General features: G+C 40.9%; 10 protein-coding genes. 6 read left to right on the forward strand and 4 right to left on the reverse strand.

Features of this window, described 5'->3' with window-relative positions; translation table 11 throughout:
* Nucleotides 1-121 precede the first annotated feature (121 nt).
* The 3 genes from nadX to nadC are packed head-to-tail and all read left to right on the forward strand — an operon-like array spanning nt 122 to nt 2687.
* Entirely contained in the window at nt 122-871 is a 750-nt protein-coding gene (nadX, locus tag IB67_RS02990) for an aspartate dehydrogenase (RefSeq protein ID WP_245789572.1), read from the forward strand.
* 31 nt (nt 872-902) lie between these two features.
* A complete protein-coding gene (gene nadA, locus IB67_RS02995) occupies nt 903-1847 on the forward strand; it encodes a quinolinate synthase NadA (protein ID WP_072759427.1) in 945 nt (314 codons plus the stop codon).
* Nucleotides 1848-1853: 6 nt separating this feature from the next.
* Nucleotides 1854-2687, forward strand: a complete 834-nt coding sequence (gene nadC, locus IB67_RS03000) for a carboxylating nicotinate-nucleotide diphosphorylase (RefSeq protein ID WP_072759425.1) — start codon at nt 1854-1856, stop codon at nt 2685-2687.
* Between the two features lie 6 nt (nt 2688-2693).
* Here the strand turns inward: nadC and IB67_RS03005 are convergent, their stop codons facing one another.
* Both IB67_RS03005 and IB67_RS03010 read right to left on the reverse strand, forming a co-directional pair.
* The gene (locus IB67_RS03005; protein ID WP_245789570.1) at nt 2694-3209 is read right to left on the reverse strand and encodes an NUDIX domain-containing protein; all 516 of its coding nucleotides are present in this window, start codon (nt 3207-3209) and stop codon (nt 2694-2696) included.
* A 29-nt stretch (nt 3210-3238) separates the two neighbouring features.
* Complete coding sequence (locus tag IB67_RS03010; protein ID WP_072759424.1) at nt 3239-4018, reverse strand: hypothetical protein; 780 nt, start codon at nt 4016-4018, stop codon at nt 3239-3241.
* 203 nt (nt 4019-4221) lie between these two features.
* On the opposite strand from IB67_RS03010, the gene IB67_RS03015 reads away from it, so the two are divergent.
* Nucleotides 4222-4851, forward strand: a complete 630-nt coding sequence (locus tag IB67_RS03015) for a hypothetical protein (protein WP_072759422.1) — start codon at nt 4222-4224, stop codon at nt 4849-4851.
* A gap of 116 nt (nt 4852-4967) precedes the next feature.
* On the opposite strand, the gene IB67_RS03020 is transcribed toward IB67_RS03015, so the two are convergent.
* Both IB67_RS03020 and IB67_RS03025 read right to left on the reverse strand, forming a co-directional pair.
* Nucleotides 4968-8282, reverse strand: coding sequence for a PD-(D/E)XK nuclease family protein (locus IB67_RS03020; RefSeq protein ID WP_498875453.1), 3315 nt, complete (start codon nt 8280-8282; stop codon nt 4968-4970).
* Complete coding sequence (locus IB67_RS03025; protein ID WP_072759418.1) at nt 8279-11749, reverse strand: UvrD-helicase domain-containing protein; 3471 nt, start codon at nt 11747-11749, stop codon at nt 8279-8281. Before IB67_RS03025 ends, IB67_RS03020 begins: the two co-directional genes overlap by 4 nt.
* 153 nt (nt 11750-11902) lie before the next feature.
* Here IB67_RS03025 and IB67_RS03030 point away from each other — a divergent pair, with 153 nt between their 5' ends.
* On the forward strand, nt 11903-12829 hold the full coding sequence (locus tag IB67_RS03030; protein WP_072759416.1) for an aldo/keto reductase: 927 nt from the start codon (nt 11903-11905) through the stop codon (nt 12827-12829).
* A 203-nt stretch (nt 12830-13032) separates the two neighbouring features.
* A complete protein-coding gene (locus tag IB67_RS03035; protein WP_072759414.1) occupies nt 13033-13593 on the forward strand; it encodes an ECF-type riboflavin transporter substrate-binding protein in 561 nt (186 codons plus the stop codon).
* Nucleotides 13594-13620 lie beyond the last annotated feature (27 nt).

A 13620-nucleotide genomic window follows, 5' to 3' on the forward strand; every position in this document is an offset into this window, starting at 1 on the left:
TACTACCAATATCAAAATTTTGTATACTTTTTTCAAAAATTTTTTGGTTTTTACATTGATTGACAATAAATAACATTAAAAGTATAATACTGTCAAAAGAGATAAATGTGGAGGGGGTTTGATGATGGAAAAACAGAAGCTCAACATCTTATTCATCGGCGGGGGAAATATTGCGGGGATACTTAAGAGTGAACTCAAGGACCATATTGATCTCTGCTGGTATTACGATTTGAAAAAAACAGACCTTGATTGCCAATACTTAGAACGCTTTGAAATACCTCGCGAAACAGATATCGTTGTCGAATGTGCATCAGTTGAGGCTGTCAAAGAATTCGGGATTGACATTCTTAAAAGCGGTAAGGATTTTTACATCATCAGTTCAGGTGCATTTGCAGACGAAGAGTTCAGAGCAACTTTCTTAGCAGAACTCAAGAATTCTTCCTCAAATGTATATATCCCATCCGGAGCAATAGGCGGAATTGATATTGTCCGTGCAGTGAGAAATTACGTAGAGAAGGTTGTACTAACCACAAAAAAGCCACCAAAGGCATTTGGAATAGAAGAAATACAGGAACCCAAAACAATCTTCTCAGGAAACGCTGTAGAAGCCATTAAGAAATTTCCGCAGAACACAAACGTTTCAGTCACGCTCTCTTTAGCCCTCGGCAGTTTTGAAAAGGTCACCGTCAACGTGGTAGCTGATCCAAATGTTAATGAAAATATCCATGAAATAAATATATTCTCCTCCGTAGGAAATTACACAGTAATTCACAAGAACAAACCGTCTCCAAACCCGAAGACGAGTTACCTCACACCGCTCTCACTCGCGGCGGCTATAAAGCGGAATATAGAGAAATTCAAGATTGGATGATAAGAAAGAATGGATAAGTGAGGTGGAAACCATGGGTCCAACTTCCGCACTTGAAACGTTGAGAAAAGGATTAATAACACCAGAGGAAATAAGAAGATTAGCTGAAGAGAAAGGATACACCATCGTTGCGCACAACTACCAGATTCCGGAGCTCCAGCAAATTGCCGATTATATAGGGGACTCACTTCAACTTGCAAGGCTTGTAACAACTATACCTTCTCAAAAAATTCTCTTCCTCGGCGTGGACTTCATGGCTGAGATGATGAAAGTTCTGAACCCAGAAAGGAAAATCATAGTTCCTGTTAGGCATTCCACCTGCCCTATGGCAAACTCTCTGGAAGTCAAAGACGTGATTGAAGCTAAGCAAAAATACAACGCTCCATTTGTCGTGTATGTGAACAGCCGCACAGAAGTAAAAGCATACGCTGACGTAGTCTGCACTTCGGCAAATGCTGTTGATGTCGTAAACAAACTCGATTCAGATACCGTTCTCTTCGGTCCTGACAAGAACCTTGCTTCGTACGTTGCAGAAAAAACGGGAAAGAAAATCATACCAATCCCCGGTGAAACAGGGTACTGCTACGTGCACAACTATGTCAAAGAAGATGAGATAAGATTTCTGATAAGCAAATATCCCGATGCAAAAGTGATGGTACACCCAGAGGTGCCGAGCAATATACGAAAACTGGCTGACTTTGTAGGCAGCACTTCTCAAATGGAAAAGTATCCAACAACAACGGATGCAAAAGAATTCATCGTAGTAACAGAAGTTGGCATGCTCTCCAAACTTGAAAACCTGTACCCAGACAGAAAATTTATCCCGGTGAGTTCAATGGTCTGCTACAACATGAAGAAAAATACATTGAAGAACACATATTTGGCACTGCTTGAGGAAAAATACGAAGTCCTCGTCGATGAAGATATAGCCCGGAAAGCAAGAAGAGCCGTAGAGAAGATGCTGGAACTAACGAGGTGAGTGGCTGTGTACGAAAAAGTCATAGACTCGTTAGTCGAGTTGATCCGAAAAGACGAACAGTTCATAGACTACGCTTCATACCCACTGCGAGGAAAAGAGGCAAAGGCTGTCATTTTACTTAAAGAGGAAAACATCGTTATTTCAGGAATAGACATTGTCAGAGGTGTACTTTCAAAGTTAGGAATAAAACACGAATTTTACTATAAAGACGGTCAAATCGCTCAAAAAGGCATCATTGGAATGATTGAAGGAGATGCGTACAATTTATTGATTTCTGAAAGAAGCATTCTTAACACGTTATCTTTTATGAGTGCAATCGCGACAAAAGTTCGAAAGCTTGTCGAAGTGATTGAGAAATCAGGAAAAAATGTAAAGATCGCTGCAACGAGAAAGACTATACCATTCACTTCGGAAATGCAAAAAATCGCAATCATGCACGGCGGAGGGGATACCCACAGGCTTAACCTTTCAGATTGTGCTATGATAAAAGACAACCATCTAAAACTGTACGGCTCAGTTAGAAAAGCTGTTGAAGAAGTGAAAAAGGTAATATCGTTTTCAAAGAAGATAGAAGTCGAAGTTGAAGATGAAGAGAGCTCGTTTGAAGCATGCGAAGTGGGAGCAGATATAGTCATGCTCGATAACTTTCCTCCGCAAAAAGCTTGCGAAGTTGCAAGAAAAATAAAAGAAAAATTCCCGCACGTCTTGATAGAGCTCTCCGGCGGGGTTAATCCTGAAAAACTCAGCGAATATCTTTGCGAATACGTCGACGTAATCTCCATAGGCAAACTAACAAGCGAAGTGAAATACGTAGATTTCAGCATGGAGATTGAAGATTAGAAAGCATCACAAATTCAGTTCGTTTATTTCCAAATGTTCAAAAGACTTTTCATCGTTGTACTTAATCTTCGCAAACCATATTTTATCGCTCCCGTCCATAATATACGGGAAAAGCTCTTTATCAATAATGGAGAGGTTATGCTGCATAACCTCTTCTTTTTTTATCCATACGAGATTTCCCTCTTCACTCTCCACAAAATCATCTGAAAGTGTACTACCTGTGAATATGAAAAGCACCCAATTGTAGTGCTCAGGTCCTTCTTCGGAAGTGACCATTTTTAATTTCAAGTTAACAAGTTCGAGCCCAGTCTCTTCCAAGAACTCTCTTCTTATAGCATCCTCAACATGCTCTCCGTCTTCGACATGCCCACCCGGTGGGACTAAAAAACCGGCAAACGGTTCTTTCTTTCTGTGCAGGAACAATATATTTCCGTTATTCTGTGCATAACAGATAACGGCAAGCTTTTGCTTTTCGTTTTTTCTCACTTTTTCTTCTAAAGCTTTGTAATCTATTTTTCTCAAAGTCTATACCTCCAATATTTAAGCAATAATCAAATCCTGATGCTATTAAAGAGTTCATCAATCGTTCTAAGTTCTTGAACAAATTTTGAAAGAGGTTGACCAGATAGAAGCATCTTTACAACAAAGTCTCTGTTTTCAATTAGTGAAACATTCTCCATATTCGGCAAAAGCCTTAGCATCAAATCATATAATCCGTCAATTACATCTACCATCTTAAGGTTAACATTCTTAAACATCTCTTCCAGCATCAAAGCTTTCTCTTCACTAATCTGGCTCAAGTCCATTTTGTACATAAGTGGCTCAGAGCTCGCGATTTTTATATTCTCCCCTTTCATCATCTGTCCCAGCATCCAAGCAATTAGAAAATCTAACAGATGAACAAAGCCCTTATTTGAGAAATATTCAGTATGAGCGAGCATGTATTGTTTATTTAAACTCAATGATATCTCCATACCGTATACCGTGTTTTCTACGGAAAGAAGCGGTACAGAAGTGTAGCCTTTTTGCATCTTTACATGCTTTACAATGACATTCGCAACTTTGAAATTCTCAAAGCTCTTTTCATCAAGAGGGGTTAAATCTCTGAATTCCACGAAGTTCGTTTGATTTTCATGGAGATATTCAATGCATTTCAGCTCTCTGCCAAATAATGTATCAGTGTACTCTCTAACCGAGTCCAGCATCAGAAAATTGAGTATGTTGGTAGAGTGCAGGTCTACATACAGATTGCTACCAATCTGGACTATGCAAGGGCCGTAGTACTCCATCAGATCATTAATCTGCAGTTCCTTATCAAAATAAATCTTCATATTACACTACCCCCCTTCCATACACCCTACATTAATTCTATCACCAAAACCCAGTTTTCCATAAAGAATTTCTAAGCCAACTCTAAGGATACTATAAGAACTTTCTAAGGTTGCATAAGTATAATCGTACCGTCCACCATGAGAATAGGAAGTCCAAAGAAAGGTGGCAAAACTAAAAAAAAGAAAACAGGAGGTTGATGAGTATGAAAAAGGTGTTAGTAGTTTTAGTCGCAGGTGTTGTGTTGGCAGGAAGTCTATTCGCATTCGGACCAAGCTTCGGACCAGGTTATGGTGTTCAACTTAACCAGCAGAACGTCGCAGCTCAAACAGTACAGCAGAGGCTCTATCAAAACTTACCACAAGGCGTTAAACTAAGCGATACCACAACACTGAAAGGGACTATCGAACAATTCTCTTGGACTCCAGAAGCAGGATTCATTTTGAAAGTTAAAACAACCGACGGTGTCATCGACGTTCACGCAGGACCACTCTTCAGACTGACAGAACTCAAAACAGGGCAAGAAATCGAACTCACAGGAAAAGTAGCGGAAACAACTGAAGCAAAGTTTTTCATAGCAGAGAAGGTAGTATTGGGAGACAAGACATTCGATTTAGCAGACAAAGGCAGATTCGGATGGGACGAGCAGAACACAAACGCTCCGAGAGCGCAAGAAGAATTTCAGAATGCACAAAGATATGCGAATCAGAATAGGAACGTTGTGATAATCATCGTCAATCCAAACGTTCAAGCACCAGCGCAAGCTCCTGTTCAAGCTCCTCAAATGCAACCGAACCAGCCAAATATGAACATGAGAGGTGCACCGAGAAGATAAGGGCAGAGAGGTAAAGGAAAAACACCCCCATGTGGGTTATATTTTACCACACTCGGGGGTGTTTTTGTTTTTTACTAGTTCGTTATTAGGGTTATGTGCAAAATAGGTCCTTACTACTATTTCTTCAGCCTCACATTATAAACCTCAAACATCGCACAGATTGGCTCATACGAACACTCCTGCCCAAATCCTCTGCACTTGCGCGTATGTTTTGAGCCCTCAGGTGCGACAAGTTCGATTTCTTCTCCATCCGCTGTAATGGAATTAATAAAGGAGTTCATTTCATCACTCAAGAAAACGGGAACGAATTTCCCTTCTTCAGTAATGCCTTCAATCAAATTCATCAACCAGTCTTCAAAGATTTGATAGTCAAATTGGTAATATTTGCTTATCCTTCCTCTCTTGCCTCCCGGTAAAAATATCTTGGCTTCTCCGTTGTTTTGCCGCTTTGCGTATTCATAGGAGTATTTTTCCTCTTTCTGATCAAACCTGAGAGAGAAGAGTACAAAGTATACATCACTTCCTCTGTACTTAGTGTTTTTCTCCGATTTCTGAATAACCCAGTCATAGAAAAGTAGTTGCTCAATTGGAGAGTTCTTAACTTTTGAATATTTGTAGTCTATTATTAAGTAATCGCTACTTCCGCCTGTTTCTTCAACTGTGTGTCTCACATTTTCGTCTTCTGAAAGTACAACTTTCGGCGATATTCTGTCTATCCGGTCTACTCTGACTGTGAATTCATAACCTTCATGGTGAACTACAAATTCCGATTCGAGTTCGGCAATTTCATCAGAAACTAAGTCTACCGTCGTGACTTTAGTGCTGTTCTTTTTGCGAGGTTTTTCATCACTTTCTTCGCTTGATTGCGACATTCCAAGACTCCTGTTACCTAAGGTTATAACCTTTTTGCTCTGCACAAAAAGGTTCATCAAAGTTAAGAGGTTCTCCTTGAATTCTTTGATCTTCAATTCTTTTGGTATAGAATAAGCATATATGCCTTCGTTGTACAGTTTGACATACTCTTCTTCCAGCCATTCGTCTATTTGTTTTTCATCTATTTCAAAAATCGTCTTTTCTTTCGTAAGTTCAAAGAACCTCTTCACAATCCTATGTGCAATAATTCCATCGTTGATGGATTTCTTATTCTCAATAGCCGCGCCAGGTTTGTAAATATTGAGAACCTGCTGGTAGAAAAATTGGAGCGGGCATTTCATGTATGTGTTGATTTTGCTGAAGCTGAATTCTTTCATGTCCACTGGTCCGACGATGAAGTCCGATTCGCTTAACGTTTTTTTCGAATGTTCGTCAGCTTTCAGTCTTTCGATTTCGTAGTCTATTTCTGAATACACGTCCTCAAGGGATGGTACATATTTCTCAGTGCGCCTTTTGTTGGCAAATTCCGATGTGTATTTGGACGGAACGAGCATGTCGCCCGTGTTCGTTGCAAGCGGGACGATGAGCTGTGATATGTCGCTGAACAATAACGACAGTATCAGAGACCTTCTCTCTCGCTCTTCAACGATTTGATATATCCTCGACCTTTCGCTGTTCGTCTTGAACAATAGCGGGTTTATCTTCTCTATAGATGGGTAGTAATCATCCGTGAATTCCAAGAAGAATTTGTATTTCTTGTTCAAGAACCTCGCATTTGAAAGGTCGACTATGTCAACGACGTTCGCCGATTTGAACGTCTCTCTGTAGCCTGAAGAGTTGAGCAGGACTGTGAGAAGTCTGTATATTTTCCTCCAGCTTTCCAAGCTCTTTCTGTCACCCAATTCGACAATTCTCTTCGTGTAGTCCTCAAGTTTGTCGATTATTTCTATGAATTTTGAGAATGCATTAACCTCGTTGCCCAAGCTGTGCGACACAAGCCTGCTGTCTTGAGATTTTTCAAATGCTTTTGAGAAGCTCTTTGAGTATTTCAATATGAACGCGCGATACCATTCGAAGAAGTCTTTCTCCTGAGCACTCTTGAAGATGTCATCGAGGATTTCAAACAGGTCGTTCATTATCCTCTTGAATTCTTCAAGCTGTTCCAATCTCTTGATGGTGTCGTAGTAGACATCCTCTTCTATTTCTATATTTTCTTTCTCAGCCTTTATCTCCTCTATCTCTTCTTCCAGTTTTCTGAAGAATATCTCGTTCCTCTTCTCTTTGTCCTTCAACAGCGACTGTGTCAAGTTCACGGAGAAGTATCCGAACTGTTTGAATAAATCCTCTATCTCGTCCATTGTAAGTTTTCTTTCAGGAATAAGCGGGGATTCAATAATTGCCAAGATGTTTTCGTAGTTCAGGTCGTTGAAATATGTTTCGAGCGGTTGAATCAATATCTGAACGACTTTGCTTTGCGTTAGTGGTATCTTCCCGCTGTATCTGTAAGGCACTTTCGCTTCGTCGAGCTCCTCCATGAGCCTTCTTGCGATGGAAGAAGATGGCGTAACCACGGCTATGTTGTCGGGATTCTCTCCTTCGATGAGTAATCTCTTAATTTGAGACGCAGTATAGTTGTACTGGTAAATTTGGCTTTCGATTGGTACTTCTTCGATCGTTTTCCTATCTTTCAGCTCTCCTAAGCTGACAAAGCGTTTGTGGCAGTAATCTGTCTTCAGTTCAAAGCCGCTCTCTTTGATAAATTCGCAAACCTCGTCGAGCTGTTCGAATGAGAAATCGTGCGGTCTCTGCCAGACGAAGAATAAAACTTCTTCGGCCTTTTCGAACATTTTGATTAAAGATTTTTGCATCAGCGGTGGTATGTCGAAGAATCCGCTCAGAGCGAGTGTTTTCCGCTCAGGTTCAACATGCTCAGCTTCTTCAACGTACCATCTGTATACGCTTATGGGGTCGTATATTTTCCTGCCTTTCAATTTTTCTGCTGATTCCTGCATCTTGCGGATGATTTCGCTGAGTATCTCGGCAAAGGGCGTTTCAGGATTCTGGAGTATTTCGTATATGATAGCGTACGTGCCTTTGAGTTTTTCTTGGTTTTCGTTCAGCTCATCTCCGTAGAGCGTCAGTTCCCATACTTTTTCGAACAAGTCGACGATGTATTCAATTATCGTCGGAGATTTGGAGAGCGTTCGCAATATAATCTCCTTTTGTGAATCGCCTGAGAATTTTTTATCCGCTGCGAGTTTATCGATGACGTCTGTGACGTAGACTGTGTAAAAATCTCTGTCGAAGACTTCCGCATCGTAGTTGTTCAGTTTAAGTATTTCGGTAACATACTGGTTAATGACTCTGAACGCATCCCTGTTTATCGCTTTCCCAACCCTTCTTGCTACGCTGTCAGCCACTTGCCTGACATAGAATCCGGATGGCCCGATGAAGAGAAAATCAAGCGGGTCTCTGAGGTACATCGGAGCGATCTGTTCAGCAATGAATTCGAAGTGGTCTCCATCTATCGGGATAAGATAGGCAACTTTCTTCGTCATATTTTCATCATCTCCTCAAAGCTCTCGATCTTCTCAACAATCTTATCGAAGAACCTTTCATCGGGCGGGTCGATTCTCAGAGCCTGCCCCCTCGGAACGCTGACTAAGTACCCACAGTGGACTTTTCCAATGTCGGAGAGCAAGTACATGTAGAATTTCAGCTGGAATTTGTAGCGTTCAATTGCATCTGAGTTACCGTAAAGGTCTGCGCTTTTGAAATCGACAACGTAGAACTCACCGTTTTTCAAAAATACCTTGTCAGGCACGCCGAAGAGTACATAGCTCTTGCCATCTATTTCGATATGCTTTGCGATTCTCCATTCGGATAATATCTTCTCGTTCTCGTTGAACAGGGGTTCTAAGATGTGAACGTTCAATATCTGCTCAGGTATACTCCCTCGCTCCACGAGAGCTTTTATATGCTCGTACTTATTAACGCTTGTGAGTATCGAGTGGACTTTTTTACCGATGTTTATCTCCGACGACCTTTCAAGCAGTTCGTTGAGTGCTTCAAGCCTTGCCATGCTGCCTCTACCTTCGTAGTTTTGATACGCTCCAGCGGAAGCGAAAGAAATACCTTCCGAAACTTCAAAATCCTGCTCCAATTCGTTTATCGCTTCCAAATCGCTCTTTTCATCTCTCAGGTTGTAAATTATCGTTGGTGAGATGTACCTTTTGTAGGCAGTTTGTGTGAAATCTGTTTCGATAAGTTCTTTGTTGAACTTACTTTCTATCTCTTCTGCACTCGCCTCAGCCTGTTCAAGATGAACCTCTTCATCACTACCAACAATCTCCCCAATGAGCTTTTCAATTTCTGAGATGTTTTCGATGACTTTTACGTTCTCTTCATATCCTTTATAATCTAAATACTTAATTGCAGGCGTTCCTTTCTTGTTGTCGCTCTTTTTTTTCTGCAAGTCCAAGACAAAGAGCATTTCTTTAGCCCTTGTTATCGCTACGTAGACTTTTCTCAGGATTTCGGTTTCGTCGTATATGATTTCTGCTTCCAATATTTTCCTCAATTCTTTTTCCAACTCTGCTGTCAATTTCCCGTTTCCGAACTTCTCGATAACTTTATCCAAGAACTGACTTATGTATATGTACCTCACACTCTCAATTTCGTTCTCTGAGTAAGGGAATAGCGTCTTCTCTTCGTTTCTATCCCCGTAGTCGTTGTTCACCAAAAAGACAATGTTGAACTCCAAACCCTTAGATGCGTGCACAGTCATCATGCGCACGACGTCTTCTTCTTCAGAGATTTCAGACGCTTCAACTTCTTGGATTTCAGAGATTTTCTCAAGCAGTCTTGTCAGTTCAAGGAATGTCGGTGCTTGGTCGTTAAAGTCGGAGGCTTGCTCGAGTAGTTTCCTAACGTTCCTGAGCCTCTGGCTCGAGTTGGGATATTGTGCAAGCTTTCTGAGGTATTCGCTCTCTTTGATGAATAGTTTGAGTGTTTCTGCGGGCTTCAGGTAGTACTTCAGCTCGTCGTATTTTTCAATCAGGTCGAGCATCTGGCAGATGTGATGAGGAAGTGCCCCTTCGTTTCTCAAATCTTTTGCGCACTGGAAGAATGATTTCTTTATACCCGACTGCGCAGATTCCCTGTATCTTTGTGTTATTCTGTTCAGCATTTTAAGCCTTTCATCCGAAGAGTTGTCCGCATTTACGGAGTTTTCGGAGATTTCCTCGAAAAATGGGCTCAAGAAGATTTGGACGAAGTGGTAGTTGTTGTTCGGGTTTTGGATAACGTCGAGAGCTGATATAACGGCTCTTATTTCGGGTCTTCTGTAGAAGCCTCTTCCTTTGACTATGTAAAGTGGTATTCCTTCTCGTGCAAAGACTTCTCTGTAGACATCCTCAACTTCTTGGAGTTTGTAAGAAAGTATGGCAAAATCTTTGTAGGTTATCTTTCTTACAACCGGAACATGTTTTCCGTCCTGTTTCTCGTAAAACGTCATTTCTTTTCCGACAAGCGCTTTTATCATCTTGGCAACGCTCAGAGCTTCAATCTCTCGCTCGTTTTTCTTTTCCTCATCGGATGCGGCGTTAACCTTGATGTAATTCACTCTCTTAACTCCATCAGGTACATTTTCATTTGGATCTGGCAAGAAAGCTGAGGAGGATTTGTCGTCTGATTCTATGAACCAAAGTTTATTGTAAAGATCTGGATATTTCAATCTAAAAACTTCGTGTACGAAGATCTTTTCTTCTTCATTTTCTTTACTGTTCTTATTTGTGTTCTTGTTTGTAGCAAGTCCTTCGTAAATGACATTGTTGAAGATAACATTCTCAGAGATGTAGTTAAAGTAATCAACGAGTTCTGGATGGGAACGGTAATTCGTCTTCAGCGAAAGTATGCTGTACTTCCCATTGCCATCCTTGATTTTCTTTTCGAATTTGTTCATCGTTTTTACAAAGACGGAAACATCACCGCCTCTGAACCTGTATATCGACTGTTTCCTATCACCAACGTAGAAGATGTAGTTTTCATCGGTATGTATTAAGTCGAATATCCTTTCTTGGAGGTCGTTCGTGTCTTGAAATTCATCGACTATGATGTATTTAAACCTCTTCTGGTAGTATTCTCTTATGCTCGGTTTTTCCAAGACCTTCAGCGTTTTCTCGAGCACGCCTTTGAAGTCGTATTCGAAGTTGTCTATCGTTTCAGATTCGTAGAATTCAGCGGCGATGAGTGCTATGTTTCTAAACGCCCTCAATGCGCCTCCGGCCTCTTCAAATACTTCAAGTAGCCTTTCGCTTACTTTTGAATCGTTGAGCTCCAACCTCCAGCTCCTGACAACTTCTTCTATCTTCTCCTTAACCTTGAACACATCTCCAAAGATGTTGAAAAGATGGAATATATCATCTTTGCTCTCTGCCAAGTCCTTTACAAGCTCTTCTATTCGCTCTCTTCTTTCTGTTGTGAGACCGTACAAGAAGGGAGATAACTTATCCGCAATTCTCTCGCCGTCTTTCAAGTCGTATACTTCAAATGCAATCTGTATTGCCTTTTGCGTTGCTTTATCAACTATCCTGAGCATCTTCAGTTCGTTTATTATCTTGAAATTCGGGTCAACACCGGCTTCCACATTCTGCTCGATTAAAACTCTTCTGCAGAAGCTGTCTATCGTTGAGATGATGGCCCTTGACATATTGCGGTAAACTTCGTTCCAGTATCTGTATTCTTTTGAATTTGGGTCAACCGCTGTAAGTTTTTTCTGAATCTCTTTCATTATCCTGTCTTTCATCTCATTTGCGGCTTTGTTCGTGAACGTAACGGCAACAATTGAGTCGACAATGTCGCTTTTTCCTTCTTGTTCGTAATGTTCTAATATGCCAATGTAGTAATTTGTGAGTGTGTAAGTCTTTCCGGTACCCGCAGAGGCTGAGATGAAGTAATTACAATTTGGATTCTGTCTTACTATTTCAGCTACGGAGCGGTTTTGTTGATTTTGCAAAATTTCCATATTATCACCTCGCTAAAAATTTCGGCAAAAGTATATATTTCACATTCAATTTTAGCACAGAATTATTTTTAATTTGGCATACAGTGAATTAGATTGTAACATATTAAAGTTGTATAATTGAGTTGATACTTTCATACTTTGGAGGTGAAACTTATGAAGAAACTCAAACTTGGCAACGAATTGGAAGTTTCCGTTATTGGCCTCGGTTGTATGAGAATCTGGAATAAACCGCTGAATAGCATTGAGGAGCTTGTTTCAACATCTTTAGAACTTGGAATAAATTTCTTTGACCATGCGGATATATACGGTGCTGGTAAATCTGAAGAAGTGTTCGCACAGGTTGTGAAGAATCTGAAAATATCGAGGGACAAGATAATAATCCAGACCAAGTGCGGAATTAGGAATGGATTCTACGATTTATCGAAAGAACACATCGTCACATCTGTTGAAAAAGCTCTGAAAAGATTGCAAACAGACTATATCGACATACTCCTGCTCCACCGTCCTGATACGTTGATGGAGCCAGAAAAAGTTGCAGAAGCATTCTCATATTTACACTCAAAAGGTTTAGTCAGATACTTTGGCGTGAGCAATTTCAATCCGATGCAGATCGAATTGCTAAGCAGTGCGTTGAATTACAAGTTGCTCACAAACCAGCTCCAGCTAAGTTTGACAAACACGGGGATGATTGATTTTGGCATATTCACTAATACGAAGTTCCCGCAGTCGGTTAACAGAGACGGAGAAGTGCTCGAGTACTGCAGGCTCAAAGGAATAACGATTCAGGCATGGTCACCGTTCCAGTATGGAAACGAACAAGGTAACATACAGGGCGTGTTCATAGACGATCCCCAATTCCCAGAGCTAAACTTGAAGCTCGAAGAACTTGCAAATAAATATAACGTCTCAAAAGAGGCTATTGCAACAGCATGGATTCTGAGGCACCCTGCGAAAATTCAACCGATAGTCGGCACGACGAGTGCAGAGAGGCTTAGAAAAATCGCCCAAGCGGTCGGAGTTAATCTAACAAGACAAGAATGGTACGAACTCTACAGCGCCGCGGGAAACAGGATACCGTAGACTTCGTAGAAATGGTAGCAATGTAAATAAACGAAACAATTGGCATGCCATCAACTTGGCTTTAACCGTATTCTGTTCGCACACTACTTGTCATTGTGATTATACAATATCACGTTCAAAAAGATTACTTGAACGTGATATATGGTATAATATTTAGGTGTGCGTCACATTAATTAATCCATGTTAAAAAGGAGGCATCAGGCATGAAAAAGCTCTTCAAGTTCTCAACCGCCACGGTGGTAGCGTCTGGTATTGGTGCTGCGATCTTTATGCTTCTGTTCATGTTCGTTAAGATCCCATCACCAGTTCCACAGACGAGTTTCCAAACTGCTTACGGTTTTGCACTCTTCTTAGCTACTCTTTACGGTCCTATTGCAGGTGGGCTTTCAGCTTTCATTGGACATGCGCTCAGCGATGCGATCCAGTATGGTTCTCCGTGGTGGAGCTGGGTTATCGCAAGCGGTATAGCTGGTTTCATATTCGGATTGGGTTATAAGTTCACAAAGCTTGAAGAAGGGGAATTCACCTTTAAGGATGCACTGAAAGTGAATCTTTTCCAAATAATTGCCAATGCTATATCTTGGCTCGTCATAGCACCTGTGCTCGACATAGTGATATATGCAGAGCCAGCGGATAAGGTTTTCATCCAAGGTGTCACAGCCGCAATTATGAACATCATCAGCGCTGGTGTGATAGGTACGTTGCTTATCTTCGCTTATGTCGCGACCAAACCAAAGAAGGGCAGCTTAAAAAAGGCACAATAAAAATTGATGATTTTCTAAATATCAACC

Source organism: Fervidobacterium riparium (assembly GCF_025370035.1).
GTDB classification, from domain to species: Bacteria; Thermotogota; Thermotogae; order Thermotogales; family Fervidobacteriaceae; genus Fervidobacterium; species Fervidobacterium gondwanense.

What these genes read in the sequence shown, in the direction of transcription:
- nadX (WP_245789572.1), top strand. Translation starts at nt 122, where the DNA reads ATGATGGAAAAACAGAAGCTCAACATCTTATTCATCGGCGGGGGAAAT.
- IB67_RS03010 (WP_072759424.1), bottom strand. Translation starts at nt 4,018, where the DNA reads ATGAAGATTTATTTTGATAAGGAACTGCAGATTAATGATCTGATGGAG.
- IB67_RS03030 (WP_072759416.1), top strand. Translation starts at nt 11,903, where the DNA reads ATGAAGAAACTCAAACTTGGCAACGAATTGGAAGTTTCCGTTATTGGC.
- nadA (WP_072759427.1), top strand. Translation starts at nt 903, where the DNA reads ATGGGTCCAACTTCCGCACTTGAAACGTTGAGAAAAGGATTAATAACA.
- IB67_RS03020 (WP_498875453.1), bottom strand. Translation starts at nt 8,282, where the DNA reads ATGACGAAGAAAGTTGCCTATCTTATCCCGATAGATGGAGACCACTTC.
- IB67_RS03015 (WP_072759422.1), top strand. Translation starts at nt 4,222, where the DNA reads ATGAAAAAGGTGTTAGTAGTTTTAGTCGCAGGTGTTGTGTTGGCAGGA.
- IB67_RS03035 (WP_072759414.1), top strand. Translation starts at nt 13,033, where the DNA reads ATGAAAAAGCTCTTCAAGTTCTCAACCGCCACGGTGGTAGCGTCTGGT.
- IB67_RS03025 (WP_072759418.1), bottom strand. Translation starts at nt 11,749, where the DNA reads ATGGAAATTTTGCAAAATCAACAAAACCGCTCCGTAGCTGAAATAGTA.